At 37.5% G+C, this 24,330-nt stretch carries 29 protein-coding genes; 8 read left to right on the top strand and 21 right to left on the bottom strand.

Translation table 11 applies throughout. From position 1 onward, the window contains the following. Positions 1 to 7: 7 nt before the first annotated feature. From FIU87_RS08275 to FIU87_RS08265, 3 genes are all read right to left on the bottom strand, one after another. Positions 8 to 1,762, bottom strand: a complete 1,755-nt coding sequence (locus tag FIU87_RS08275; RefSeq protein ID WP_152444148.1) for an ABC transporter ATP-binding protein — start codon at positions 1,760 to 1,762, stop codon at positions 8 to 10. A gap of 226 nt (positions 1,763 to 1,988) precedes the next feature. Beyond that, complete coding sequence (locus tag FIU87_RS08270; protein ID WP_152444147.1) at positions 1,989 to 2,438, bottom strand: TlpA family protein disulfide reductase; 450 nt, start codon at positions 2,436 to 2,438, stop codon at positions 1,989 to 1,991. Between the two features lie 81 nt (positions 2,439 to 2,519). Continuing rightward, the gene (locus FIU87_RS08265) at positions 2,520 to 3,062 is read right to left on the bottom strand and encodes a peroxiredoxin (RefSeq protein ID WP_152444146.1); all 543 of its coding nucleotides are present in this window, start codon (positions 3,060 to 3,062) and stop codon (positions 2,520 to 2,522) included. Positions 3,063 to 3,417: 355 nt separating this feature from the next. Here FIU87_RS08265 and FIU87_RS08260 point away from each other — a divergent pair, with 355 nt between their 5' ends. Further along, entirely contained in the window at positions 3,418 to 4,254 is an 837-nt protein-coding gene (locus tag FIU87_RS08260; RefSeq protein WP_152444145.1) for a mechanosensitive ion channel family protein, read from the top strand. 23 nt (positions 4,255 to 4,277) lie between these two features. Here FIU87_RS08260 and FIU87_RS08255 read toward each other — a convergent pair whose 3' ends face one another. From FIU87_RS08255 to FIU87_RS08235, 5 genes are all read right to left on the bottom strand, one after another. Next, on the bottom strand, positions 4,278 to 4,523 hold the full coding sequence (locus tag FIU87_RS08255) for a YkuS family protein (protein ID WP_152444144.1): 246 nt from the start codon (positions 4,521 to 4,523) through the stop codon (positions 4,278 to 4,280). A gap of 69 nt (positions 4,524 to 4,592) precedes the next feature. Then, positions 4,593 to 5,723 (bottom strand): N-acetyldiaminopimelate deacetylase, encoded by a 1,131-nt coding sequence (locus FIU87_RS08250; RefSeq protein ID WP_152444143.1) that lies wholly within the window; start codon positions 5,721 to 5,723, stop codon positions 4,593 to 4,595. Between the two features lie 68 nt (positions 5,724 to 5,791). Continuing rightward, positions 5,792 to 6,502, bottom strand: coding sequence for a 2,3,4,5-tetrahydropyridine-2,6-dicarboxylate N-acetyltransferase (gene dapD / locus FIU87_RS08245; protein ID WP_152444142.1), 711 nt, complete (start codon positions 6,500 to 6,502; stop codon positions 5,792 to 5,794). Positions 6,503 to 6,810: 308 nt separating this feature from the next. Beyond that, entirely contained in the window at positions 6,811 to 7,650 is an 840-nt protein-coding gene (locus tag FIU87_RS08240) for a DUF368 domain-containing protein (protein ID WP_152444141.1), read from the bottom strand. Positions 7,651 to 7,753: 103 nt separating this feature from the next. Further along, the gene (locus FIU87_RS08235) at positions 7,754 to 8,623 is read right to left on the bottom strand and encodes a transcriptional regulator CcpC (RefSeq protein WP_152444140.1); all 870 of its coding nucleotides are present in this window, start codon (positions 8,621 to 8,623) and stop codon (positions 7,754 to 7,756) included. Between the two features lie 106 nt (positions 8,624 to 8,729). Here FIU87_RS08235 and FIU87_RS08230 point away from each other — a divergent pair, with 106 nt between their 5' ends. Further along, a complete protein-coding gene (locus FIU87_RS08230; RefSeq protein WP_152444139.1) occupies positions 8,730 to 9,467 on the top strand; it encodes a sulfite exporter TauE/SafE family protein in 738 nt (245 codons plus the stop codon). A gap of 225 nt (positions 9,468 to 9,692) precedes the next feature. Here FIU87_RS08230 and FIU87_RS08225 read toward each other — a convergent pair whose 3' ends face one another. From FIU87_RS08225 to FIU87_RS08195, 7 genes are all read right to left on the bottom strand, one after another. Continuing rightward, the gene (locus FIU87_RS08225; RefSeq protein WP_152444138.1) at positions 9,693 to 11,201 is read right to left on the bottom strand and encodes an MDR family MFS transporter; all 1,509 of its coding nucleotides are present in this window, start codon (positions 11,199 to 11,201) and stop codon (positions 9,693 to 9,695) included. Between the two features lie 249 nt (positions 11,202 to 11,450). Next, on the bottom strand, positions 11,451 to 11,900 hold the full coding sequence (cbpB, locus tag FIU87_RS08220; RefSeq protein WP_152444137.1) for a cyclic-di-AMP-binding protein CbpB: 450 nt from the start codon (positions 11,898 to 11,900) through the stop codon (positions 11,451 to 11,453). 272 nt (positions 11,901 to 12,172) lie between these two features. Beyond that, a complete protein-coding gene (locus tag FIU87_RS08215; RefSeq protein WP_152444136.1) occupies positions 12,173 to 12,520 on the bottom strand; it encodes a YhfM domain-containing protein in 348 nt (115 codons plus the stop codon). A 196-nt stretch (positions 12,521 to 12,716) separates the two neighbouring features. Further along, positions 12,717 to 12,887: an antirepressor AbbA gene (gene abbA / locus FIU87_RS08210; protein ID WP_152444135.1), complete on the bottom strand. Its 171-nt coding sequence runs from the start codon at positions 12,885 to 12,887 to the stop codon at positions 12,717 to 12,719. 20 nt (positions 12,888 to 12,907) lie between these two features. Then, entirely contained in the window at positions 12,908 to 13,426 is a 519-nt protein-coding gene (locus FIU87_RS08205; protein WP_152444134.1) for a ribonuclease H-like YkuK family protein, read from the bottom strand. Positions 13,427 to 13,619: 193 nt separating this feature from the next. Next, positions 13,620 to 14,012, bottom strand: a complete 393-nt coding sequence (locus FIU87_RS08200; RefSeq protein WP_301538662.1) for a YueI family protein — start codon at positions 14,010 to 14,012, stop codon at positions 13,620 to 13,622. 17 nt (positions 14,013 to 14,029) lie between these two features. Continuing rightward, positions 14,030 to 14,269, bottom strand: a complete 240-nt coding sequence (locus FIU87_RS08195) for a YkuJ family protein (RefSeq protein ID WP_152444132.1) — start codon at positions 14,267 to 14,269, stop codon at positions 14,030 to 14,032. 201 nt (positions 14,270 to 14,470) lie between these two features. On the opposite strand from FIU87_RS08195, the gene FIU87_RS08190 reads away from it, so the two are divergent. After that, positions 14,471 to 14,707, top strand: a complete 237-nt coding sequence (locus tag FIU87_RS08190; protein ID WP_152444131.1) for a glutaredoxin domain-containing protein — start codon at positions 14,471 to 14,473, stop codon at positions 14,705 to 14,707. 36 nt (positions 14,708 to 14,743) lie between these two features. Here the strand turns inward: FIU87_RS08190 and FIU87_RS08185 are convergent, their stop codons facing one another. From FIU87_RS08185 to fadH, 5 genes are all read right to left on the bottom strand, one after another. Further along, complete coding sequence (locus FIU87_RS08185; protein ID WP_152444130.1) at positions 14,744 to 15,376, bottom strand: DUF3993 domain-containing protein; 633 nt, start codon at positions 15,374 to 15,376, stop codon at positions 14,744 to 14,746. Positions 15,377 to 15,723: 347 nt separating this feature from the next. Then, complete coding sequence (locus FIU87_RS08180) at positions 15,724 to 15,963, bottom strand: hypothetical protein (RefSeq protein ID WP_152444129.1); 240 nt, start codon at positions 15,961 to 15,963, stop codon at positions 15,724 to 15,726. An 81-nt stretch (positions 15,964 to 16,044) separates the two neighbouring features. After that, entirely contained in the window at positions 16,045 to 17,262 is a 1,218-nt protein-coding gene (locus FIU87_RS08175; protein ID WP_152444128.1) for an EAL domain-containing protein, read from the bottom strand. Between the two features lie 90 nt (positions 17,263 to 17,352). Then, positions 17,353 to 17,925 (bottom strand): LysM peptidoglycan-binding domain-containing protein, encoded by a 573-nt coding sequence (locus FIU87_RS08170; RefSeq protein WP_152444127.1) that lies wholly within the window; start codon positions 17,923 to 17,925, stop codon positions 17,353 to 17,355. A 121-nt stretch (positions 17,926 to 18,046) separates the two neighbouring features. Continuing rightward, positions 18,047 to 18,814, bottom strand: a complete 768-nt coding sequence (gene fadH / locus FIU87_RS08165) for a 2,4-dienoyl-CoA reductase (protein ID WP_152444126.1) — start codon at positions 18,812 to 18,814, stop codon at positions 18,047 to 18,049. A 188-nt stretch (positions 18,815 to 19,002) separates the two neighbouring features. On the opposite strand from fadH, the gene FIU87_RS08160 reads away from it, so the two are divergent. The 5 genes from FIU87_RS08160 (at position 19,003) to FIU87_RS08140 (ending at position 23,211) form a co-directional block, all read left to right on the top strand. Next, positions 19,003 to 19,887, top strand: a complete 885-nt coding sequence (locus FIU87_RS08160) for a metallophosphoesterase (protein WP_152444125.1) — start codon at positions 19,003 to 19,005, stop codon at positions 19,885 to 19,887. Between the two features lie 98 nt (positions 19,888 to 19,985). Further along, on the top strand, positions 19,986 to 20,198 hold the full coding sequence (locus FIU87_RS08155; protein ID WP_152446475.1) for a hypothetical protein: 213 nt from the start codon (positions 19,986 to 19,988) through the stop codon (positions 20,196 to 20,198). Positions 20,199 to 20,509: 311 nt separating this feature from the next. Next, complete coding sequence (locus FIU87_RS08150; RefSeq protein WP_152444124.1) at positions 20,510 to 21,007, top strand: L,D-transpeptidase family protein; 498 nt, start codon at positions 20,510 to 20,512, stop codon at positions 21,005 to 21,007. A 133-nt stretch (positions 21,008 to 21,140) separates the two neighbouring features. Continuing rightward, positions 21,141 to 22,655 (top strand): HD-GYP domain-containing protein, encoded by a 1,515-nt coding sequence (locus tag FIU87_RS08145; protein WP_253905540.1) that lies wholly within the window; start codon positions 21,141 to 21,143, stop codon positions 22,653 to 22,655. Between the two features lie 73 nt (positions 22,656 to 22,728). Then, a complete protein-coding gene (locus FIU87_RS08140) occupies positions 22,729 to 23,211 on the top strand; it encodes a YkyB family protein (protein ID WP_152444123.1) in 483 nt (160 codons plus the stop codon). Between the two features lie 202 nt (positions 23,212 to 23,413). On the opposite strand, the gene FIU87_RS08135 is transcribed toward FIU87_RS08140, so the two are convergent. Next, a complete protein-coding gene (locus FIU87_RS08135; protein WP_152446473.1) occupies positions 23,414 to 24,316 on the bottom strand; it encodes a chemotaxis protein in 903 nt (300 codons plus the stop codon). Positions 24,317 to 24,330 lie beyond the last annotated feature (14 nt).

The following is a 24,330-nucleotide window of genomic DNA, read 5'->3' as shown; positions in this document are numbered from 1 at the left end:
CCTGCCTTTAATTAGTCTGAGCTTCCAAAACCGTTTTTTGGTCTTTATATTGAATATCATAAATTCTTCGGTATGCACCGTTTTTGGCAACAAGTTCCTCATGTGTTCCTCTTTCGATCACTTTTCCTTCTTCCAGCACCAAAATTTCGTCTGCATGTTTTAATGAAGAAATTCTATGAGCAATAATGAACGTGGTTCTCCCAGCAAGTGCAGCTTTTAATTCTCTTTGGATGTTAAACTCTGTTTGCATATCAACGGCACTTGTCGCATCGTCCAATACTAGAATGCTAGGATCTAAAATCAACGCACGTGCAATGGCTATTCGCTGTTTTTGACCTCCAGAAAGCCCCATTCCACGTTCTCCAAGCATGGTATCGTACCCATCAGGTAGCTCCATAATAAAGTCGTGTGCCTGCGCCATTTTTGCTGCCCGAACAATCTCATCCATCAATGCATTCGGTCTTCCATAAGCAATATTGGATTTAATGGTGGAGGAGAACAGAAAAGACTCCTGCAACACAAAGCCAATTTGATTTCTTAAAGTGTAAAGGGAATAGTTGTTCACTTCTTCCCCATCAATTAAAATTCTTCCGGATTGCGGCTCATAAAATCTAGTAATTAATTGAGTGATACTTGTTTTCCCAGAACCTGTTTCCCCAATTAACCCAATTTGTTTCCCTGGAGGTGCATCAAAACTAACCTCTTCAAGCGCATTTTTTTCCTCATTGGGATAGGCGAAAGTGACACCTTCAAATGTCACATGGCCATCTAATTTAGCAACATCTTTTGCATCAGGATGATCCTGAATATCTTCTTCTGCTTCTAAAATCTCAAGCAAACGCTCTCCAGAGGCTTTTGCTTGAGAAAATTGATTTATCACAAATCCAAGGTTGGCAATTGGCCAAACAATATACCAAACAAGACTAAAGAACGCGACCAGTTCACCATTTGACAAATCCCCTGAAATGACTAAGTAGCCTCCAAATGCAAGCAACCCTACGACACAAGCATTCCCAATGAACTCCATTAGTGGGAAGAATTTTGCCCAAACATTAGAGGTAGCAATAAACTTATCCTTATAATCAACATTGGAATTATTAAATTTCCCTATTTGATGGTCTTCTCTAGATAGAGATTTTACCGTATTAATTCCACTGATGTTTTCCTGTACATTTGTATTCAATTTACCAAAGGATTTTCGTATTCCCCTAAAAGCCGGATGAACCCTTTTATCAAATCTGTAGGTAACAATCGCAAGAAATGGCATTGCCAAAAGTGTGACAAATGTCAGCGCGACGGAATAATAAAACATTAAACTTAAACTGATGGTAACTAATAATGCAAAACGAATCAGCTCGGCAAAACCAAAGGAAAGAAAGAAACGAAATCCTTCTACATCGGCTGTTAGCCTAGACATCAAATCCCCTGTTTTAGCATTATCATAGTATCGGAACGGTAGAAATTGCAATTTCTCATAAAGCTCGTTACGTAAGCGGTAAACCGACCTGATACCGAACAAATCACCGAGGTATTGGTTAAAAAACGTAAATACCCCTTTTAAGGCCATCAGACCGATAAATCCAATTGCAATGTACGGTACAAATTCAAACTGCTGTTTACTGATTACTTCATCTATTGTTATTTGTAATATCACAGGATAGATGACCGTGATCACTGTTACCAATAGTAAAAACACTAATGAAATATAGAAGTTTTTCCTGTAAGGCCAATAAAAATCTTTTAACTTCTTAAAAGTCTCCACATGTATTCCCTCCCTTTGTTTACTCATGCTGGAAAATATAAGATAGTATCTAATATATCGAGTTTCGAAATATTTATCCAGTCTTTTTTGGAAAAATTTAAATTATTTCTACTTTTATTCTAATCTTAAAATGATCCATTTGAAATGGAAGTGAGGTTGGATTTTCTCTACGACTTTAGAAGGAGATAAAAAAAATTGCCCAGAGTAAGGGCAATTTTTTGAAGGATTATTTGTCTGATTCCCCAAGCACACGATTGACACGCTTTTCAAGCATTTTCATGCCACTTCCTCCAGCTTGGAAATGGCGTAGATTGCCTTCTGCATCAAATACATAATAGGCGGGAACATATTGATTTTCAAAAGCATCCGTCAGCTTATGTTCACTGTCAACAAAGATTGGCTGCGTTATATCATGCTCACTTGCGGTTTTTTTAATTGCTTCTATATTAAGATCATCCTCAGATCGTGGCATATGAACGGCAATAACATTTAACTTATCCTTATAATTATCACGGAATTCATTAACCTGAGGCATCGCTTCCTTACATAGATGACAGCTTACAGACCAAAAATGGATAAGTGTTGGTTTTTCTCCAATCAGCTCTTCCTTCGACACTTGTCCGTTTAACCATTCTGTTGCACCAGTTAATTCTGGCATTGGGGAGCGTAATTTCATGCTCCTATCCCTCCTTTTTTATCTATTTGGTCAGAAAAGGCCTAACGCAATACGTTAGACCTTATTTCTTCATCAAATCAATTATAAAGTAGCTTGTCCAGGCTTCCAGTTCGCTGGGCAAAGACCACCAGTTTGTAATGCTTGAAGTACACGCAATGTTTCATCTACATCACGGCCAATGTTGTTATGGAATACAGTTTGGTACTGTAGTTCGCCTTCTGGGCTGATGATGTAAAGACCACGAAGCGCAATCCCCTCATCTTCAATTAGAACGCCATAGTCACGAGATACAACGTGGTTTGTATCTGCTGCTAATGGATATTTTAATTCACCAAGACCATTTTCCTTACGGTCAGTGTTAATCCATGCTAAGTGAGTGTGGATGGTATCTGTAGAAACTCCAATGATTTCTGCATCTAAGTCTTCAAACTCATCATAACGGTCACTCATTGCAGTAATTTCAGTTGGACATACAAATGTGAAGTCCATTGGATAGAAGAAAAGTACTGTCCATTTATCGTTTTTCATGTTTTCTTCCAAGCTTACTTTACCGAATTCTTTGTTTGGTAACACAGCATCCATTTCAAAACGTGGAGCCTGTTTACCTACCATGCGTTCTGCCATTTGTAAATCCCTCCAAGTTGTAATTTCAAATGAGAATTTAGCAAGTTAATTCTCATTTATTAAACTATTCAACATCAACTATTATATCTGTTGAGATTTTTTTAGTCAATATTAAATAATAATTAATTTAATTAAGCTTTATAGAAAATAGCTTCCGATTACCCTATGTTGGTATTCCCTGAAAAAAAGAAGTTCATCCCTTTGGGAATTTTTCTCGCTTTCTATACTATCATTCTTTTTTAGGAGAACAAAATGTTTCGCTTTAAAAATAAGCACTTTCCCCAATTATTTGGATTTCACAATAAAATACTTTATAATGCCTAAATAGGTATGACAAATATAAAGGAGAATCAAAATGGGAATTGACTTAACTGATATTGATTTTATGGCAATCTTGACGAGTTTAGGGATTATCGCAATTAAACTTCTTGTTATCCTCCTTGCATATGCCATCGTCAGAGCAGTAGGAACAAAAATTATTAGCAGGATCTTTGAAAAGTCAACACAGCGACAAGGTCTTTCACAAGGAAGAGCGAAAACTTTAGAGAAATTAACAACGAACATTTTTACATATGTATTAATTTTCTTTCTCGTCATTATGGTGCTTGAAAACGTATTTGAACTCGATACGACGGCAATTCTGGCAGGAGCGGGGATCGTTGGTCTTGCCATCGGATTTGGTGCTCAAGGCATCGTTAGTGATGTTGTAACTGGCTTTTTCCTTCTATTAGAAAAGCAAGTCGATGTGGACGATTATGTAACAACGGCAGGTTTTTCTGGAATTGTTGAGGAAGTAGGTCTTAGAACGACTAAAGTTAGGGATTTCGATGGTTCCCTTCATTATATTCCTAATCGTGAAATTACTAATTTAACCAACCATTCTCGTGGGAATATGCGTGCACTTGTGGATATTGGTATTTCCTATGATGATAATATTGACGAGGCTGTGGCAGTGATTCAATCTGTATGTGACCAAATTGCGCTTGAGGAAGAAGCAATTCTAGAGGGTCCAAATGTAGTGGGAGTGCAAAGCCTTGGAAGCTCTGATGTTGTACTGCGGGTCATTGCTAGAACAGCAAATATGGAGCAATGGGGAGTAGAAAGGAAGCTACGAAAAGCTATTAAAGAAGCACTCGATTCCAATGGAATTGAAATTCCTTTCCCTCATCAAGTATATATTGAAAAGAAATAAAAAAAGAGCCCTGGGCTCTTTTTTTATTGAGTAATTCTGCTTTCAACCTGCTGGCAAATTTGATCTGCGGTCATTCCACTAGCTTCTATAACCGAGCCAGCCGTTACACTATTAGAAATTCCCATTAAGTTGTTGTCAATTCCTGTAACAATACAGCAATCGCAGCCCTTTGCATCATTTTCATTTGTTAACGGTACAACCTCATACCCTTTTGCCTGCAATGCTTGTTGCACATCAGACAAGGATTGTTCTACACCGATTTTAGGCATAATTAATCCACCTCCTCCTCGATAATTTGGCTTGTTTCATTGAAATTATACGAGCAGCAGTAATATTGCCTAGTTTGCTTTAAAATTTAAGTATGAAATCATGGTATTAATGGCCACACCAATAGCATCCTCATTTGGATCAAGTTTGGCATGATGTAGCCCGTAAGGTGATTCCGCTCCTAACCAAAACATGAACCCGGGGATATTCTCAATCATATAGCCATAATCCTCACCCGTCATGGCTTCTTTACAAAGTATCATCTTCACATTTGTATTATCCTCCACAAAGCGCATAAACTCCTCGGTAAGAGCAACATCATTATCTACCTGATGATACATGCTTCCATAATCAATTTCTGTTTTACAGTTGTAGCCAACCTCCACACCTTGAACAAGTGCTTCGATTCGTTCTTTTACCTTTTTCATACTCTCTACAGACAGTGTTCTTATCGTTCCTTCAAGCCTTGCTTTTTCTGCAATGATATTTTGCACGGTACCGCCTGTTATTTTTCCGATGGTAATGACCGCACTATCTAAGGGATCAACATTTCTAGCTACAACGGTTTGTAGTTGGGTGACTAATGAGCAAGCTGCTACAACCATATCTATTGTTTGATGAGGGTATGCTGCATGCCCTCCTCGACCTTGAAGATCAATATACAATTCAGAAGTGTTCGCAAAAAGCAATCCTGGTTTTGTGGCTATTGTGCCAACTGGATATTCTGGTGCAATGTGCAAAGCAACAATCATATCCGGCTTCCAAGCAGAAAAAATGTCTGTCTTAATCATTTCTTCTGCCCCTCCTGGCCCTTCTTCTGCTGGCTGGAACATGAATAACAAGTTATCTTTAGGAGGATGGTGTGCAAAATGCGTGAGAATGCCAAGAGCAATACTCATGTGCATATCATGTCCACACGCATGCATCATTCCCTCATGCATAGACCGAAAAGTATAATCTGTTTCTTCTGTTATCGGCAATCCATCCATATCAGCACGATAACCAATAGTAGCGCTTGGATTTGTTCCGTTTACTTTAACAAAAATGCCTGTTTTCCATGTCTTCACCTCTAAATTATCTTGGGAGAGACCTTGTATATAGCGTAGCAAGTACCCTTGCGTTTTGGTTTCGTGAAAGCCCTTTTCAGGGATTTGGTGAAGCTCCCTTCTTACTTGCACAAAGGGATTATTTACATTAGACACAGTCAACCCTTCTTTCTTATCAATCTTAATAAAAAGACGTGGAAGAATTCCCACGCCTTTTTTCCTTATTATAACTGACGAAGCTCTTGTTTAATTTCCGTCTTTGATTTTGTCTTTTCGTCAATGTCTTTAATTTTTCTTGCTGGTGTACCTGCAACAACGGTATATGGAGCAACATCATCAATGACGATTGCACCTGCTGCAACAACTGCACCCTTACCAACTGTTACCCCTTCAAGGACAACAGCATTTGCTCCAATAACAACATCATCTTCAATGACAACCGGTTTAGCTGATGGCGGCTCAATTACTCCTGCCAATACAGTACCTGCTCCGATATGACAGTTTTTCCCAACAGTAGCTCTTCCGCCAAGGACTACGTTCATATCAATCATGGTACCTTCCCCTACGACTGCACCAATATTGATGGATGCCCCCATCATAATAACAGCATTGTCCCCAATTTCTACTTGATCACGAATGATGGCACCAGGCTCAATACGCGCTTTAACACCTTTCATGTCTAATAAAGGAATGGCAGAGTTGCGACGGTCGTTTTCTACGACAAAATCCTCTATTTTCTCTTCATTAGTCTTTAGTGCCGTTTCTATTTCAGCCCATTCTCCAAAAACAACTCCACTGTTACCGTTGAAAAATGTTTTTGAGGAAGCTCCAAAGTTGATTCCTTCTAGCTCTCCTTTAACATAAACCTTTACAGGTGTTGATTTTGTGCTATTTTGAATGAAAGAAATAATTTCATTTGCATCCATCATTTTCATTATGTATGTCCTCCTAAGCCTAAATGTCTTTATTCCTTTACTCTATCAAACAACAAAAATTGTGACAAGTAAAAATATTCCCAACCACCATTCTTATTTTATGACTATAAAAAAAGCGCTTTTCTAAAAGATAGTTGCTTTTAACCTAGAAAGAGTCAGCTTTAAGACTTTTTCCCATCTTGATGCCATAAAAAATTGCCACATGTTTAAGTCTTCCTTCACGAAAAGAGCACAACAGCAATGTTGATTAAGGGTGTTTTATCCATACGCAGTAATAAAACCATAAAAAAAGAGAGGTTTCCCTCTCCTCAACTTGATTCTTCCTGTTTTTTAACAAGCTTATTGTTGGTTCTAGCAATAAACTGGACGATGATTACGCCTGCGATAAATGCGAGAATGCATACAACATTTCCAAGCATGCTATTTGTAAAGCCTTTATATACTACCGCTGTTGAGCCCATCACAAGTCCGATGATGGCTGCAAAAGTCATTTTTGGATATTTATTTAAAATAATTTTGATCAATTTGCTTGAGACAATAAAACCAACTGCTACTCCTGCTCCAATAACGAAAATAACAGGGAAATTGAATGCTTGAACAGCTCCAATCGCTGTATGATAATAACCTAAGATTAACAGCACCATGCTTCCACTGATTCCAGGGAGAAGCATGCTCATGCTTGCAAGCCAGCCAGCAAAAAAGAGTGTAATTGCAGAGCCCACCGTTAATGTTTCAATGTCTGGCCTACTTGATTCCTGTAAAAATGCCATTGATCCGACAAGAAGAAGCGGGATAATTAATGCTATGTAATGCTGAGCCCTGAAGGTTTCAAGCATATTAGATTCTTTAGCCAATAATGGTAAAACTCCGACAATCAAGCCTAAAAATAAGAAATGTGTTTGCTGTGGATACGACTCTAATAAAAAGTCTAATACATGACTAAAGCTTACTAAGGCAACCCCTATTCCAATTCCCAGAGGTAGAAGAAATTTTAAATGTTTTGCCCAATCTCTACTGAAAAAGCCACTAATTGATTCGATTAAACGGTCATATATTCCTAAAATGAATGCAATCGTTCCCCCACTTACACCAGGAACCACATCGCATATTCCCATCAAAATGCCTCGATAAATGTTTTTCCATTCCATACGTTCTTTTTCCACCTTAATCTTTAGTCTAGTTTCTCAAGATACTATCATACTACTACTTCTTCTGTTAATCCAATGAAATCTTTTTTATCAACCACGAAGTTTATTTTTGATACGCAGAGACAATTTCCATAAATGCCTCTACCTGCTTTAGCCTAAAGGATGATTCATAACCAATTAGCCACGTATCACGATGTAAGTTAGAAAGATCATCTTCTTCTAGTGGAATTTTTTTAATTTTATCATAGTCATCCTTGATTGTAATGGAAGGAAGAATAGCATAGCCGATACCGTTTAATGCCATCTGTTTACATGTTTCAATTTGGTCTACTACAATGGTTCGTTTTGGTGGAGTCTGAAATTTCTTATGCCACCATACCTGTATTTCTTGGTAATAGGTAGAATCACTTTTAAATTGAATAAATGGTCGTTCCGTATGCTCAAGTGCGGCAATGTCATCAATTTCTGTATCCACTAGATACAGCTTGTCTGTCAATAAATGTTGTTTTACGCCCTTCCACTCGGGATTCCCTCTAATGATACCTAAATGAACCTCATCCTCATACAAACTTTTGACAATATCGCTGCTCCAACCGGTAACAAGAGACACTTTCGCATTTGGATATTCCTGAATATATCTTTTCAGCACTTTTGGGAGCCAGTACTGTCCTATGATAGTGGCAACGGCAATTTTCAACGTACCATATACCTCGTTTTCTAAGGAGGTAATCGCTTCTTTTACTTTCTCCTCTTTTCCAAGAACCTCTTGGGCAAACTCCACGATTTTTTCTCCTGCCGGGGTGATAAGCAACCCTTTTTGAGTACGAATAAAAATTTTCGTGTTCCATCCTTTTTCAATGGATTGTAGCCTTTGTGAAAGTGCTGGCTGTGAGACAAATAACCTCTCAGCTGCTTTGCGCATATTTTTCTCTTTTGCTAATATCGACAAAATATGAAATTCCGAAGTACTCATTGTCAACCCTCATCATAAGTTTTTCTTATATTATATCTTAATTATTACCTAATTTCATTATGACTATAAAAGGAATACACTAAAAGCAGAAAGAGGGTGCTAGATAATGGAAAGTACATACATGCTGCTGTCGTTGATAGGGTTTGTTGCCACATTCGTCGGTACTTTAGGAGGTGGAGGAGGTTTAATCAATCTTCCAGCCATGCTGTTGTTAGGTTTACCCATTCATACTGCTATTGCTGCAAATAAATTTTCCAATACGTTTAGTTCGTTTTCTAGTTTTTTCGCCATATGGAAAAAAGGAGAAGTAAATTTAAAAATAGGCTTGAAGGTTATTCCATTTACGATGGTCGGGGGAATCATAGGGGCTACCATTGCATCTCTGTTAAAAGAGGAAATTCTATTATTTATCGCTTTTTGTTTACTTATCTTCGCGACAACCTTAAACATCCTAAAAGGAAGAAGGAACAAACAGACGCAACCTGGGAATGAAAAACTTTTTTTACCTGCTTATATCGGGATTGGTTCCTACGATGGACTTTTTGGACCAGGTCAAGCAACGTTACTTATGCATAGTTTTATGAATGCGGGCTTCTCCTTTCTTACAAGTATCGGCCTTACTAGACTTCAAACCTTTTCAAGCTGCATCGTTTCCTTTATGGTCTATTTATCCTTAGGGCATTTTGACTGGCGCGTGGGGGTATCTTTAGGGATTGGCTCCGTGCTTGGGGCACAGGCTGCCATTAGGGTTGCTGATAAGCTTACTTTTTTGCCCTGGAAGCACATCTTAAGTGCCTTTTCTATTTACCTTATTTTTTACCTAGCTTACAAGCTTTTTATATAGCTCTTTTCTAAAACATTGTTGCTATAAACTAGGAAAAAGTCGGCTTTAAGACTTTTTCCAGTCATTATTCGCAGAAAAGTTGCTATTATATTTAAAACTTCCTCCACGAAAAGAGCACGACAGCAACGTCTATCACGTGTTGCTTAACTATACGCAGTAGCAACAAAGTTTACGAAAACAGCCGAAGGCCCCGAATTCTTATTGCACATAAATTCGGGGCCATGGTTAACTCTTTTTTGGCAAAAGTAAAATTAGAACAAAACTTATCAAGGCGAAGGCAGCGACGACTAGATACACTTGATGTAGGGCAAGTGATAAGCCGTCTTGAAGAAGGACCCTCATCGTATCTGAGAGCTGCTCACGTTGCTCTGCATTAAGCAACAATGTTGTGGAGTCTAAAGAAAACTCTTGTTCCACTCCATTGGTTTGTAAGTGTTTTTGTATGCGTGCATTTAAAATACCACCAAGTAAGGCAGCCCCTATAGTACTTCCAAGTGTTCTCATGAACATATTTGAGGCAGTTGCCACTCCTCGTTTTTGCCAAGGAACCGTACTTTGGATCGAGACAATAAAGGATGTTGTAGAAAAACCCATTCCTACTCCAATCATAAAGGAACCAAACGCAGCCCAAACAGGTCCATCATCTGGGCTTAAACTGATAAAGATAATACTTCCTAAAATCAGAGCCACTCCTCCGATAATGGATGTAGTTCGGAAGCCAATTTTAAGAAGTAGTCTCCCCGCAATCATCGCGGCAATTGGCCAGCCTATCGACATTGTTGTTAGCGTGAAACCAGCAACAATGGGGGAACGTTCCATCACACCTTGAACAAATGCAGGAAGGAAGCTCGAAATTCCGATTAACATGACGCCGGTAGTCAAAGAGGTGGTATTGGCGATTAAAATCGATCGTTCTCTCCAAATATCAAATGGCATCATCGGTTCTTTTGCCTTCTTTTCCTGTAGGATAAAGAGTAAGAAAGCTATGGCAGAGATCGAACTAAGCACGAAAACAGGACTCGATAGCCACGTCCACCTTACCCCTCCTTCCACCATGACGAGCATAAAACAGCTGACTGCGACGAATAATAGCCCCGCGCCTTTATAGTCAATGGAATGTTTTTTCTTTTCAATTCCTTCATGCAAAAACAAGTAAAGACCCACGATTGCAAGGATTCCAAGGGGAATGTTCACCCAGAAAACATATCTCCAGCTAACATACTGAACCAATAACCCTCCTATGGCTGGTCCCATAACCGCAGAAATTCCCCAAACACTTGATAAATACCCTTGAATTTTTGCACGTTCTTCTTTTGTGTACATATCCCCCACGATAGTAGAAGCGATTGGCATTACTGCACCCGCACCAAATCCTTGAATAAATCTAAAAAGTATCAACATCTCTATGGATTGAGCAAAGCCGCACAATAGTGAGCCTATCAAAAAAACGATGATTCCAAAGGTAAGTATTGGTTTTCTACCATACAAATCTGATAATTTTCCGTAAATTAAAACCGTAACGGCATTCATTAACAGGTAGGAGGAAAATACCCAGCTATATAAAGAAAAGCCCCCTAAGTCAGCTGCGATTGCAGGCATCGCCGTAGATACAATAGTTGCTTCTATGGCTGCCATGAACATAGCAAGCATGATGGCTGCCAGCACAAATGGTTTTTTAGTTTTATTTGGAGCTGCCTTTGCAATTTCTTTCCGTTCAATTGTTGCTGTTCCCATTTGCTTCCCTCTCTTTGCTTGTCCACTATTATTTCGTTTACCTATATAAATTCTAACGTTTATCGCAATTTTTGCAACATTTAGAGCTTTTCCTAAAGGCTGTTTTCGCAACTTTGAAGCTACTGCATAGAGGGATGACACCCTTAATCAACGCTGCCGTTATACTCTTTTCAAGGAGGAATATTAAAACATGTGGCAAAACTTCATCACATGGAGTCTGAAAACAGTCCAATATAAAAAAAGACCCTCTTATTGAAGGTCTTCTCTATTTTGAAAATGAACATGTAAGCGGTCAAGTATTGTTCTTCGGGTAAGTATCCCTTCAAACACACCTTCCTCATTTTTAACGCATACAAATGGATGATCGACTAAAAGTTCCAGCCCTTTTTCGACTGTATCAGAAAGCTGTAAACATGGTAACTCTTTGTTCATGACTTCTTCTACAATCATATTTTCCAAACGTTCGAATTCTATTCGTTCGAGCCCTAAAATGGAATCCATAATATGAGTAGTGCTTATCAAGCCATGAAGCATATACTTAGCGTCCAATACCGGTACTGCAGTGTACCCTGTTTTTGTAAGCACTAATAGGGCATGCTCTAAATTGTTCTTCACTTGAACATGTGCAACCCGTTCAGCTGGAATAATTAAATCTTTGATTGTTGCTCCTAATACTTTACTACTTGGGAGGCTGATCATTAATGTTCTTCCTCTCTTTATTTACTCTCTATTACAATATGCAAAAATGTGTAATTGACCAATATCATTGTAGCACACATTAGTCTTGTTCTCGAACTATTACGATTAATAATATTTCGCCTTTGTTCGACAGGCGATTTTGAAATATCTCAGGTTGAAATTATAAAAATGCATTAAAAAAACTTAAACAAAAGGTCTCGTATAATGACTATTCTACTAACTTCCTTAACTTATCTGTCATTTCTTCTGGAACAGTATAAATGATATGGGTATTATCCGTTTTCATTATGGCAGTTTTTTTGTCCTTTCTCTCCTATCCACAAATAAAAACTTTCCTGATTTTCATTGGTGTAGATGACTTCCAAAAAAAATTCAGGATTGGCCATATTCACATCTCCAGGTTCTTTTTTTGCAGCTGAGAAAATACCCTTAAACATTTTTATATCTTTATCTTTTTCAAAAACAGTTGGATTGACCCCTTTTGAAGTTGAAATAAAAACGTTAGAAATTGCATCATTTAATTTTAAGGTGTCGTTTTCTTCTGGTTCTATCTCAGATTTATTTGGTTCTCTTGCTGTAGTATGTATTTCTGACTGGCATCCGTAAAGATTGACAGACAAAAAAAGAAAGAATAAAAAAAAGAAATTTTTTTCATAGGATAGCCTCCAAAAAGTCTTGTACTCTTATTCAATTTAGACGAAAAAAACATCCATATAGTTACATTCGCCTTCATCATTAATAACCAGGTTTACGAAAACAGCCAAAAAGAAAAGAGAGATGCAGCATCAGATGCATACTCCTCTCTTTTTTTGGTGATTAAGAGATTTTCTCATATAATTCTATAAGCTTGCGATAAGTGGTTGCTTCCAGCATTTTTTGCCCTACCTCAAAATCATTTATTTCACTAATCACCAATTCTTTCCCAACATCTGTGGAAATAAGTAAGTTAACTAATAGCTCCTTCTCTTCTTGTGTTAAATGCAACATTTTTTTGCTCCCTCCTGCACTTACTTTGTATAGCGATTTGCATAGCAAAATGCTGTATAAGCGTCCGGTTTAATCTTGGCATCCAATCCCATCGCAGTTATTCTACCTGTCATTTCTTGAATGAAATCCTTTGTTGCACCTTTTTGTCCAATATCGAGGTGAATCTCAAAATGGAAATCTGCTCCATGTTCGATATGTGGATACAACAGGCTTTGAATCTCCGCTAATTTTTCCATCGTAAATAACATCGCAACTTCTTGGCTTAGAGCGGTTTCTAGTGATATCTTTTCGTGGAGACTTTTAATCACTCTCTTTGTAATATAAGGCCTGACACAGCCCCATGCACCTTTTCCAATTCTGTGAAGGTGAATAGCAGTCATGAACTTAGTTTCTCTTTGATAGACATGAGAATCTGTTCCAATTGATAGTAAGTATTGCGCCTTCACATCTTTTTGGATAAACAAAAGGATCTTTTCATAAGCTTGTTCAAAAGTAAGGTAGCCGTGGGTAATATTAAGAAATCTACTGGGGTTATCCATATAGCCACTTCCTTTATCCGTACTTTCCCTTATACTTATATGTTCCTTTTTCCCAAAAAATTAATGTTTTCTTTTTCTGATAAAATTGGACTATCTACATTATCGACTTGTAGCAAAAACTTTTATACGTAAAAAACAAAAACAAAAACCAAGCTAATTTTTTTTAGCTTGGTTTTTGTTCATGTTTTTTGAGTTAGATAAGATTTTTTTCAAAATCTTCCTGCGAGACGAAAATGTCTTCTTTATCAATCGCATGCTGCTCTACGAGGACAAGACCAATTTTCGTGGAGTTAGCTTTATTATCCACAATGGTAAAAGGAATGCCCGCTTCATTGGCCGCCTTGATATATTTAGAAAGGTGAGCGTAATTTAGATCTCCATCCAAAAATAGTCTAGAAGAAGAATGCTTTCTCATCAAATCTAAAATGGGTTTGTATAGTTTACTTTGCATCACCTGACCATTTGTTAGCGCGAGAATAATTCTTTCTCGAAGCTGAGACAAATACTCTCTCCGTTCATCAGGCTTTGTTTCAGGAGTCCCTTTTAGACCCCTATCTATATAGTCGTCCAAATTTCTACTCATCACACAAAATCCTTTCTAACCTAGTGAATCAAGTCAAAAATTTCGATGGCAATCATGTCGATATTATCAAATTGGTACGTTTTTGAGTTTTCTCCCTTTTGGAAAACTTCCAGCTCGTATGTATTGGATTTATCGAAAAACTTCACACTGCACACTTTTTCTCCATTTACTTCAAAATAACGCTGGGCAGGCTCATTTCCTGCTTCGGATGTTTCTTTTAAATCGTTTAATCTTTTTACAATTCCTACTAATAATGACATCTAACAACTCTCCTTTTATTCCTTCCTACCTATATCCTTTACCCAGAATTGTCTTTTTACACAATCCATTTATTTAAGGTAAAATACATGTAGAAATACATTTTATCATAGTCTTCGATTATAGCCTCTACTTTATTGTAGTCAAACATAACAAAAAAGTGGATGCTGTGAAAATTTTACTTATTAGGAGCTGACTTATTCATGAATATTACTCTTTATACACAACCAGATTGCCCTCCTTGCCAAGTGGTAAAGCAATTCTTAACACACTATAAGATAACCTATAAAGAAATAGATATTTCTCAAGATTCTCATGCAAGAGACTTCCTAGTACATGAACTTCAGTCATATTCCACTCCTACTGTAACAGTGGATGAAGAGATTGTAAAAGGTTTTGACCTTTCAAAGCTACAACAACTGTTAGGAATAGAGGAATAACTGCAAAAAAAAGAACGGATTTCGCTCCGTTCTTTTTTATCTTGTGACAACTGGCATACTTAAACTATAGCTTTCAGGGGTAAATAAAAAGGCGAGCATACTAAAAGGATAGTTTCCCTTCCATACTTTACTAAACGTACTTAAAGGGGTAATCGCTGCTTCTGGTTTTGATTCGAGAAAATCAGGTTTTTCATATTCAAAACCGTAGTCCGTTACGATAAATTTATTGTCGGTAAGCTGTAGCTTCACATATTCGTAATGATCAGCATATAGGCTTGGCATACTTTCATCCTCAGGGAAGAATTGATACACCGTAATGACGGATGAATTGTCTGACCATAACACCTTCGTGTCTTCATTATAGGAGAAAAAAGGAATGTAATAAATGGCAAAGTCTGTTCCGTACGTAGTGTAACCTTCTTGGTCCTTTACAAGATGCTCAGCTGTAAATAGCTGCTGATACTGCTTTGTAAAGTATGGATTTAATCGTTCCTCTACTTCAGCTTTAGTAAAATAATCCTCACCTATAGAAATTTGTGCAGAAAATGCTTCCTGTAAAAAAGAATAAACCTCTTTGTCCGAATACGGTTGTTGTTCCGCATGTGCTGAATGGTAACCACCTGTTAGGATTAGGAACAAAAGTATAAAGCCAGTCCACGTTTTTATCATGCAATTCTCCTCCTCTAGAGATGTGTTCTAATTGTATCAAGAACGTGAGCAATCTTGGCCAGTAACCGTTCGTGAAATTCATCTGAAAAATGACAAAATATTCACTCACTTCCTTTTTACCCTTCTCGTGGTTTATAAAACATGGCTGTGTTAAAGAAGAAGGTTGATAAGAAGTTGTTTCTAGCTATTGATTGTAGCAAAGGCGGAGGCTCTTCTCTCAGAAAGATGCGAAAGACTTGTGTCCCCACTGGCGTAGCCAAAGAGGCTTACAAATCGCCCCACAGAAGCGGAGCCATTTGCTTAAAACCTAATAAAAACCCTCTACAATTGTAAAGGGTTATTCTTCGTTACCATGTACGACTGACCGCAGCATAGGCGATATACAGCAAAATTAATACGGTTGCTACTGCCAATGCTACAAATACAGGGTTTTTTAAAACATAATGATGTTGCACTCCTTCACTAACGGACGAATCCTGAGTGGAAGATTGTGCATTTGTTTTTCTTCCAATCCTATAGGTGTATATCATTGCCCCAGCAACAATAAGCAAGGCCAATATTGCTAAAACGAAATCAAAAGAGCCCACTATCCCATCACCTCATTTGAGTGAAAATTATATTCTTAAGGTAAACAATGTGCTCTTTTCTATACGTTTTAGCTACAAATTTCACAAGAGGTCCTGATGTTCGTAAAGATAGTCATAGGAGATATCAATAAAAACAAAAAATGCTTGGGTTAGAGGATAGGAGTAGGTACGTACCGTCGCTCCAGTATCAATATCACTATATAAATCTGATAATATTCCTTTTTGTTCAACACTCATTTTCATTACATACTCTAAGAAATACGGTCTCCAGCTCCAGTTCTTTCCTCGAGCTTTTTCGGAAACAATCCATTGTCCCTTTATATTTTCAATGTTTGAGGAGAGTTGAAAACCATTTTCGTCACAAACATACATCCTAAGGCCAATATCTGAAAATCCCTTAGCAAGCGATAGCAACCATTTGTCTAGTTCTTCAATCGAAGTATTTTGTCTTAGATACGGTTGCATCCTTTCCTCAAGCATCGTAGTACATGAATAAATCGCCTGTAGCTTCCGTTTTTCATAGCGGATAAATTGTTGAAATTTTTCTATTAACATTTCTTTAGCGTGTGCGACATCAATGAAGTGTGGGCCTGGTTTATGAAGATAGAAGCCTTGATAATATCTTCCACCGTGTCTCCATGCATATTGGAGTTGAAAGGATGCTTCCATATTATGATACAACAAGGTTGCGCCTATTTTTCTTGCTAGTAGTGCTAGTGAATATAACATATCTTGTTGAGAGGCTACTTCATGAGATTGCCTCAGGATTCGCAAATCTACTTTTAGAATATTAGGAGCTAATCGCCCGATTTGATCCATGTTAGTACCGGAATCTCCAATATTAACAATGGCTACTTGAATGCCATAAGTTTTATAATAATTAAATAAATGCTCAAGGTACTCATTGCGTTCTCTTGTGGTATGTTTGTCGATTTCAATAACAATATTGGAAAGCTTTAAGCCTTTTGGTTCATAAGTAAGAAAGAGCTCAAGTAAGGATTCACCTTGGTCCTCTAATAACAATTCTACGTTTTGATTTAAAAAGAGTTTAAATGTACATCCGTTGTCTGTATATGTCTTTAACGCTTTATTAATGATCGTTCTTTCCACTTCAAAATGATAGTCACTAGGAACCGTATTGTCCTTAAAAAATGATCCAAGGCTAAAGGTGGTATTATCTTCAAGTTCAATTCTGCCTAACACCTCATAGCCAATTACTTCCTGTTTTTCTGCACTGAAAATTGCCTGATAATAGGGGATGACCCTGTTAATGTTTGCCATGATATCAAGTGGATCCATCCTAACTCCCCCTTATGTTCATTTATTTCATTATATCATGAGGAAAGTAGAATTAATGACCATGGATGTCACTCATAAATTTTTCACGTGTTATTTTGTACGTTTTGGAATGATTAAAGCTTGACCGATTTGTAGACAATCCGTATGAAGTTTATTGAGAATCCTGATTGCTTCTTTCGATACGTCATATTTATTGGCAATTTTATAAAGGCTGTCTGACATAACGACGATATGATGGTAACAAGGCACCTTTAATTCCATACCAACAAATACGGTATCTGAGGTTATACTATTAGCTGATTTTAATGACATTTCATCCATATCAAGGTTATGCGCAATGTCTTTTAACGTATCGCCTTCCTTAATTTTAATGTAGCCAAAAGTAGGTCCTTCCAAGACCTCCCTTACAGAGCCGTTTTTCTCTTCCAAAACAGCAATCAGAAATTGTTGAAATTTGATCCGATAACTGTTGATTGGTGTTCCTTTAGCTAAAGTCTTCCCAGCATAGTACCTAGCAGCTTCCAGAAGGGTTTTCCTTTTAGGGTGGATGTGATTTTCTCCCGCATACTCTGCAGCAAACTCATAGAAAGCTTCGTCTGAATTGATATAAAGTGTTAACTCGTGATTTTCTTCGTCCCATTCATGTTTATAAAAAATCCCCATAACATCCCGCCTTTTTCCATTAGTATGGACCAGGTTAGGATTAAATTATGAGGATCTTTGTTATATTTATTAGCACAGTTAAATCACACGGTTTATTTCTTCCATTTGCCCAGCCAATTCATTAAAATGGGAATGGGTGAAGCCATTGTCCACCGTCCATTGTGACACATTCTCCGTTTATGTATGCAGCTTTTTCTGAGCTTAAGAAATAGGCTAACTCAGCAATTTCTTCTGGAGTTCCAAACCTTTTCAATGGAACACTTTGTGCTACTTTTCTTGCTTCTTCCTCTGATTGCATTAGTTTGTCAGCGCCACCTGTCCTCTCAATTGGTCCTGGCGCAATTGCATTTACCCTAATTCCATACTTTGTTCCCCACTCCACTGCGAGGGTTCTTGTTAAGGAAAGCACACCAGCTTTTGCTGCAGCTGAATGAACAACTCCAGCTCCTGCATTCCAGGCATAGGTTGCAACCATGTTAATGATATTGCCTTTAATGTTTTGCTCCATCCAATACTTTCCAACTGCAGAACTACAATAGAATGTCCCATTTAAAACAATATCAATGACAGACTTCCAACCATTCACGGATAATTTTTCAGCAGGACAAATGAAATTTCCAGCAGCATTATTAATCAACACATCGATTCTTCCAAATTTCTCATGAGCGATCTCTACCATCTTGTCCACATGTGAAACTTCTCTTACATCCATTTGGAATGTTAAAACTTCTCCTTCTAATTCCTTCATTTCTTCCTTCGCCTTTTCCAGTCTTTCAACATCTCTTCCAGTGATGACTACGTTATATCCTTCCTTAGCATATTTCATTGCCATATACATTCCCATTCCACTTGATCCACCGGTAACAATCGCTACTTTTTTCTCAACCATACCTATCCCTCCATCATATTAATTTTGTGCTATTTTATTATTTTACTCTAATTTTCCAAATAATTAAAATGTTTTGTTAGTTTTTTCATAAATTGGAGGATGCTCGGGTAAGATAAAAACGAGAGATTGATGGTATAATAGAGCTGTTAAAATACTGATTAAAATTTTATAGCTAGGATGATTAATACATGTCTAAAATTACAAGAAGAAGCTTTTTTAAGCGAATATTCACCTCTCTATTTTTAGCATTTCTTGCTGGCGGAGTGGGGTATTATTATGCTAGATATATAGAACCAAAGCAAATGAATAAATTACATCATAAAATTGTTCATAAAAAAATTCCAAAAAGTTTTTCTGGTATAAAAATAGCTCAATTTTCCGACACACATATTGGACACTATTTCGATCGTGCAGAGTTAGAAAAGGTAGTCAGATTAGTGAACGAGGAACAACCTGATATTGTATTTTTCACAGGAGACTTGATGGATAATCCTTTGGAATATGACCGTTCTTACAACCTCATAAATATTCTTGATAAAATCCAAGCACCACTTGGAAAGTTTGCCATATACGGCAACCATGATCACGGGGGTTACGGAACAGAAACCTATGAAGCAATTATGGACAAGTCTGGTTTCACAGTTCTAAAAAATACTAATACGTTTATTGAACTTATTGATAAAAGTAGAATTTATATTGCAGGTGTAGATGACTTAATGTTAGGCAGACCGGATTTCAAGGAAACATTAAAGAATATTCCAGATGATGCATACACCATCCTTTTAGCGCATGAACCAGATGCTGCTAAAGCCATTTCCGAGGAGTTCAAGGTAGATTTGCAGCTTTCAGGGCATTCCCATGGTGGACAGGTGCAAATTCCTTTTGTTGGGCCACTTATCACTCCACCACTTGGAAGTAATTATTATGAGGGTTTTTATTATTTAAACGATATGACGCTTTATGTGAACAAAGGGCTTGGTACCACAAGGCAGCCTTATCGATTTCTTTCTCCACCAGAAATTACGTTTTTCACGTTAAAAACCGAAGAAGATGTTGAAGGTGAAACCCACTAGCTCCAATGCACGTTCCAAAATGGGCTAGCAAGTACAAGCGCACAGGCTCCTTTAATGCCATACATTATAGTGACACATTAAAGGAGGCATATGTCTTGATGTATCGAAATTTTCCACCTAATAGAAGATTGGCTGGATTTGGATTTGGGTTCCCTCTCTTTTTTCCATTTATAGGGGGATTAGCACTTGGAACGCTATTAGCTCCAAGACCATATTACCCGCCATACCCTTACTATCCACCATATCCACAGCCTTATCCGCAGCCTTATCAGCAGCCTTACCAGCAACCTTATTCGCCATATAATAGATAGGCTCTTTTCTAAAAGATTGTTGCTATTAACCTGGAAAAAGTCCACTTTAAGGCTTTTTCCAATCTTTAACCGAAGAAAAAGTGCCACATGATTAAATCTTGTACCACGAATAAGCATAACAGCCACGTTGATTACGGGTGTCCATTCTATACACAGTAGCAACAACGTTTACGATAACAGTCTATAGAAAAAATGGATGGTGATAAAGGGAAAGCCGTTGCATGGTGCACCGGCTTTTTTTAATAATGCTCTATTCTAGAAGATTGTTGCTAAAACCTAAGAAAAAGTCGGAGTAAAAGGAGGGAAGAAATTTGGCTGTTCATATCGTTAAGCCTGGAGAAACATTAAGCAGCATTGCCCTAAATTACAGACGAACATTAGCTGATTTACTAAGTGTCAATCCTCTACCAAACCCCAACATTATTGTTCCAGGCCAAAAAATCATCATACCGAACCTACCTGACGCAAACACCATTCCTTACACAATAGAAGTATCCATTTCCACTAGAAAATTGACCTTGAAGAAAAATGGAGTAGTTGTCAAAACCTATCCCATTGCAGTAGGAAGAATGCTTTATGAAACTCCTGTTGGAGACTATGTAATTGTCAACAGGGCCCCCAATCCCGGTGGTCCTTTTGGTGCGATGTGGCTTTCCCTTTCAAAACTTTCATACGGAATTCACGGCACAAATGATCCAAGCTCAATTGGGAATGCCGTATCTAAGGGGTGTATTCGCATGTACAATACGGATGTACTAGAGCTTGCATCTATTGTTCCAAACGGTACAAAAGTGTTGATTCGCCCCTAATTACTAATCGAATAATATCGGTAATCAGACTAGCTGTGAACACTGATTTTGTTTATACTTTAACTATACGTAGCAACAACAAAGTTTGCGAAATCAGTCTATATTAAATTTTGTCGACAAAGGAAGAGGTTTCTTGCACATTTCTATTTATTCTCAATTTATTAAGAGATTAATAATAAACTATCTAATCGGTTCGTCTATTGCTGTACTGGGTGTGGGAAGTGTATTAATTTTCACAACGCTTGATTTAAGTGAGCAAGAAACCTATATGATGGCTACCATATTAATCGTTTCTGCAGCAATCATGTTTATTTGTGAGCTCTCTTATTTTCACCATCAATTAAAACCAGTCAAGAAAATTTTTTCTTTTGCTACCCCATCAGTGGAGCAATATCATGCTGCATTTGTTCATTTACAACGCTTTCCTCTTTTGACGGTTAAACGTATTTTGGGCCCACATTTATTGGGACTCTCTGTTCCAGCAGTTTTGCTAGTATTGATTAGTATAAAGTTTAACTTCATCGAATTACCTTATAAGTATGTAATTTTCGCCTGCTTAGGGGCAGTCCTTATTGCGGGAATGCATGCGTTTATTGAATATTTTTTAACGATAAAAGCAATCCAACCAATTCTTATTAGTATTCAAGAAAAAGCCCAAGAAACTTTTCATTCGAAAATCACCCTAAATGGAGATATCATCGTTTCCCTGCGCTCAAAGTTTTTAGTAGGAGCCCTTTTTGTTGGTATCTTTCCAGTATTATTATTTAGCCTCGCGACACAGGTTCGCTTTGAAGTGGTATTATTAAGTATTAATTTTTGGAGCTGGGCATTTTTCATTCTTCTCATCGCTACAGGCTTCTCCATTTTTGGTGCCTTTTTATTGTTTAGAGACATCATCAAGCCTATCAATCAGTTAGTGACTGGGATGGAAAAAGTAAAAGACAACGACCTTTCTACCACAAACGAATTGTACTCAGATGAATTTTCAAAGGTAATAAAAGGGTTTAATTCTATGGTAACAGGCCTGCAAGAACGTAATGAGATAAACCGGCTATTACTGGAGAGCTTTTACCAGACGTTATCGACCACACTTGACGCTCGTGATCCCTACACTGCTGGGCACTCCTTGCGAGTTAGTCAATATTCATTGGAAATTGGAAGAAGAGCCAATCTGTCAGATATAGAGCTTGAATGTTTAAAAAACACTGCGCTTCTTCACGATATTGGGAAAATTGGAATAAGGGATTCTGTTTTATTAAAAGATGGCAAACTTACAGATGAAGAGTTTGAACAAATAAAAAAACACCCTGCACTTGGAGCTACCATTTTAGGGCAAGTTCAGCCTAAAGAAGCAATGTCTCCCCTAATACCAGGCGTACGTAGTCATCATGAGCGGTATGATGGAAGGGGTTATCCTGATCGATTATCCGGGGAAGACATCCCAGTTTTCGGCAGAATTATTGCCGTTGCCGATGCATTTGATGCCATGACTTCTGACCGCCCCTATCGGAAGGGAATGAATATGGATAAAGCGCTAAACATCCTAATAGATGGGAAAGGTACTCAGTGGGATCCTTTTTTTGTAGATATTTTTTATTCCATTATGTCTGAAAAGTCGAGAAAAAGTAAAAGAGTAGCCAATGAATAATGTTGGCTACTTTATTCTACCTTTCATTTTTCGCCCAGTAACTGTATAATAATAAAAAAGAAAGGAGTTTATTATGCATAATCAAAGCTATTATAATCAAAATAATAACAAATCCTCCGTAAAACCTTCTATTGAAAACCTCTCACGTGCCATCTTTACCGTGAATCGTCATGCGAAAACTGCACCTGATCCAAAGTATCTTTATACATTAAAAAGAAAAGCTTTGGAAAAGTTAATCATGGAAGGGAAAGCTACTAAAAAAGGATTACATTTCTCCAAAAACCCTAAAAACAGTCAACAACAATCGGATGTGCTTATTCATGCAGGAGAATATTTCTTTCATATTCCTCCCACTAAGGAAGACTTTGAAAAGCTTGAACATCTGGGAGAGTTGAACGATTATTACCGTAATCCTAAGGCCAACATGTCGCTTAACATTGCCAAGGAGCTACTGCAGCGCTATACCAATTTTTATCCAGATAATAATCAAAAGCATACTACTCGAAAAGCATACCAAAAACCTGTCTTTAAAAAGCTCGGTGAAAGCTACCTATAATCCTATTCAACAAACAAAGCTCATTCAAGAAATATTCTCTTGAATGAGCTTTGTTTTTATTGGTTATCTCTGTTAAACTCCGCTGTTGATTTTAAGCAAATGGCTTTGCTTCCGCAGGGCGAGTTGTGAGCGTCCTCGGGCTATCGCCCTGTGAGGTCACAAGTCTTTCGCTTCATTATGAGAGAAGAGTCTTCGCCTTTGCTTATTGGTTAAATAAAAGTTTGTCCAGTGTATCAATAAGCATGGATAATTGTGGTTTACTTATCTGTGCATCCGCACCAACACTTTCTCCTTTATGCTTAAGATGCTCCGTAATTAATGATGAAAAGATAATAACAGGGATTATGGAAAGTGAATGATCTTCTTTTATCTTTTTCGTTAAATGATGGCCATCCATTTGGGGCATTTCAATATCTGTGATTAGGAGATCTATTTGTTCTCCTTTACCTTTTACAGCATCTAACAAAAAGCCCCAGGCATCTGTTCCATTCTCAAAGAATTGAACATTTTTATATCCTGCCGATACTAAGGTTTCTTTCAAAAGCTTTCTTAGCATAGGTGAATCTTCTGCTATCATAATGCTTTTAGCACTTCTATCCAAGTTAACTTTCTTTTCATTTTGTTGAGACATTAAGCCAAGACCTGGATAAATATCAAATAGTATCTTTTCCACATCCAATAATAGTGTCATGGCTTCTCTTACCTTTATTACACCAGTAACAAATTCGTCCAAAGAGTGCTTTAATGATTCCGGCTTTTCTAAATCTTCCCATGTGAGCCGGTGAATTTGAGTTACTTCATCCACACGAAGAATGACTTTCATTCCATTAAACTCCGTGACTATAAATTTATCTTCTTTCCCAGTATGATCATTTATCATACCGAGTGTTCTTCTTAAATGAATAACAGGGAGTACCTCTCCTCTTAATTCTACCATGCCTTCTATATTAGGATGGGAGTGTGGGAGTTTTGTCACATGACAAGGTTTAATAATTTCCCTTACCTTTAAAACATTTATACCAAAGCTCGTATTTTCAAGAATAAATTCAAGAAATTCTACTTCATTTGTTCCAGAATCTAATAGTATGCTTGACTTTGTTTCCATTTGAAGACGCCCTT

This window comes from Bacillus sp. THAF10 (genome assembly GCF_009363695.1).
Classification (GTDB): Bacteria; Bacillota; Bacilli; order Bacillales; family Bacillaceae_I; genus Sutcliffiella_A.
The sequence above is the reverse complement of the archived record's forward strand: the minus strand, read 5'-3'. Positions and strand labels throughout refer to the sequence as shown.

Coding starts and splice junctions, on each gene's coding strand:
- FIU87_RS08270 (WP_152444147.1), bottom strand. CDS start 2,438: ATGAAATTACGCTCCCCAATGCCAGAATTAACTGGTGCAACAGAATGG.
- FIU87_RS08265 (WP_152444146.1), bottom strand. CDS start 3,062: ATGGCAGAACGCATGGTAGGTAAACAGGCTCCACGTTTTGAAATGGAT.
- FIU87_RS08260 (WP_152444145.1), top strand. CDS start 3,418: ATGGGAATTGACTTAACTGATATTGATTTTATGGCAATCTTGACGAGT.
- FIU87_RS08255 (WP_152444144.1), bottom strand. CDS start 4,523: ATGCCTAAAATCGGTGTAGAACAATCCTTGTCTGATGTGCAACAAGCA.
- dapD (WP_152444142.1), bottom strand. CDS start 6,502: ATGAAAATGATGGATGCAAATGAAATTATTTCTTTCATTCAAAATAGC.
- FIU87_RS08240 (WP_152444141.1), bottom strand. CDS start 7,650: ATGGAATGGAAAAACATTTATCGAGGCATTTTGATGGGAATATGCGAT.
- FIU87_RS08235 (WP_152444140.1), bottom strand. CDS start 8,623: ATGAGTACTTCGGAATTTCATATTTTGTCGATATTAGCAAAAGAGAAA.
- FIU87_RS08230 (WP_152444139.1), top strand. CDS start 8,730: ATGGAAAGTACATACATGCTGCTGTCGTTGATAGGGTTTGTTGCCACA.
- FIU87_RS08225 (WP_152444138.1), bottom strand. CDS start 11,201: ATGGGAACAGCAACAATTGAACGGAAAGAAATTGCAAAGGCAGCTCCA.
- cbpB (WP_152444137.1), bottom strand. CDS start 11,900: ATGATCAGCCTCCCAAGTAGTAAAGTATTAGGAGCAACAATCAAAGAT.
- abbA (WP_152444135.1), bottom strand. CDS start 12,887: ATGTTGCATTTAACACAAGAAGAGAAGGAGCTATTAGTTAACTTACTT.
- FIU87_RS08205 (WP_152444134.1), bottom strand. CDS start 13,426: ATGGATAACCCCAGTAGATTTCTTAATATTACCCACGGCTACCTTACT.
- FIU87_RS08195 (WP_152444132.1), bottom strand. CDS start 14,269: ATGTCATTATTAGTAGGAATTGTAAAAAGATTAAACGATTTAAAAGAA.
- FIU87_RS08190 (WP_152444131.1), top strand. CDS start 14,471: ATGAATATTACTCTTTATACACAACCAGATTGCCCTCCTTGCCAAGTG.
- FIU87_RS08185 (WP_152444130.1), bottom strand. CDS start 15,376: ATGATAAAAACGTGGACTGGCTTTATACTTTTGTTCCTAATCCTAACA.
- FIU87_RS08175 (WP_152444128.1), bottom strand. CDS start 17,262: ATGGATCCACTTGATATCATGGCAAACATTAACAGGGTCATCCCCTAT.
- FIU87_RS08170 (WP_152444127.1), bottom strand. CDS start 17,925: ATGGGGATTTTTTATAAACATGAATGGGACGAAGAAAATCACGAGTTA.
- fadH (WP_152444126.1), bottom strand. CDS start 18,814: ATGGTTGAGAAAAAAGTAGCGATTGTTACCGGTGGATCAAGTGGAATG.
- FIU87_RS08160 (WP_152444125.1), top strand. CDS start 19,003: ATGTCTAAAATTACAAGAAGAAGCTTTTTTAAGCGAATATTCACCTCT.
- FIU87_RS08155 (WP_152446475.1), top strand. CDS start 19,986: ATGTATCGAAATTTTCCACCTAATAGAAGATTGGCTGGATTTGGATTT.
- FIU87_RS08140 (WP_152444123.1), top strand. CDS start 22,729: ATGCATAATCAAAGCTATTATAATCAAAATAATAACAAATCCTCCGTA.
- FIU87_RS08135 (WP_152446473.1), bottom strand. CDS start 24,316: ATGGAAACAAAGTCAAGCATACTATTAGATTCTGGAACAAATGAAGTA.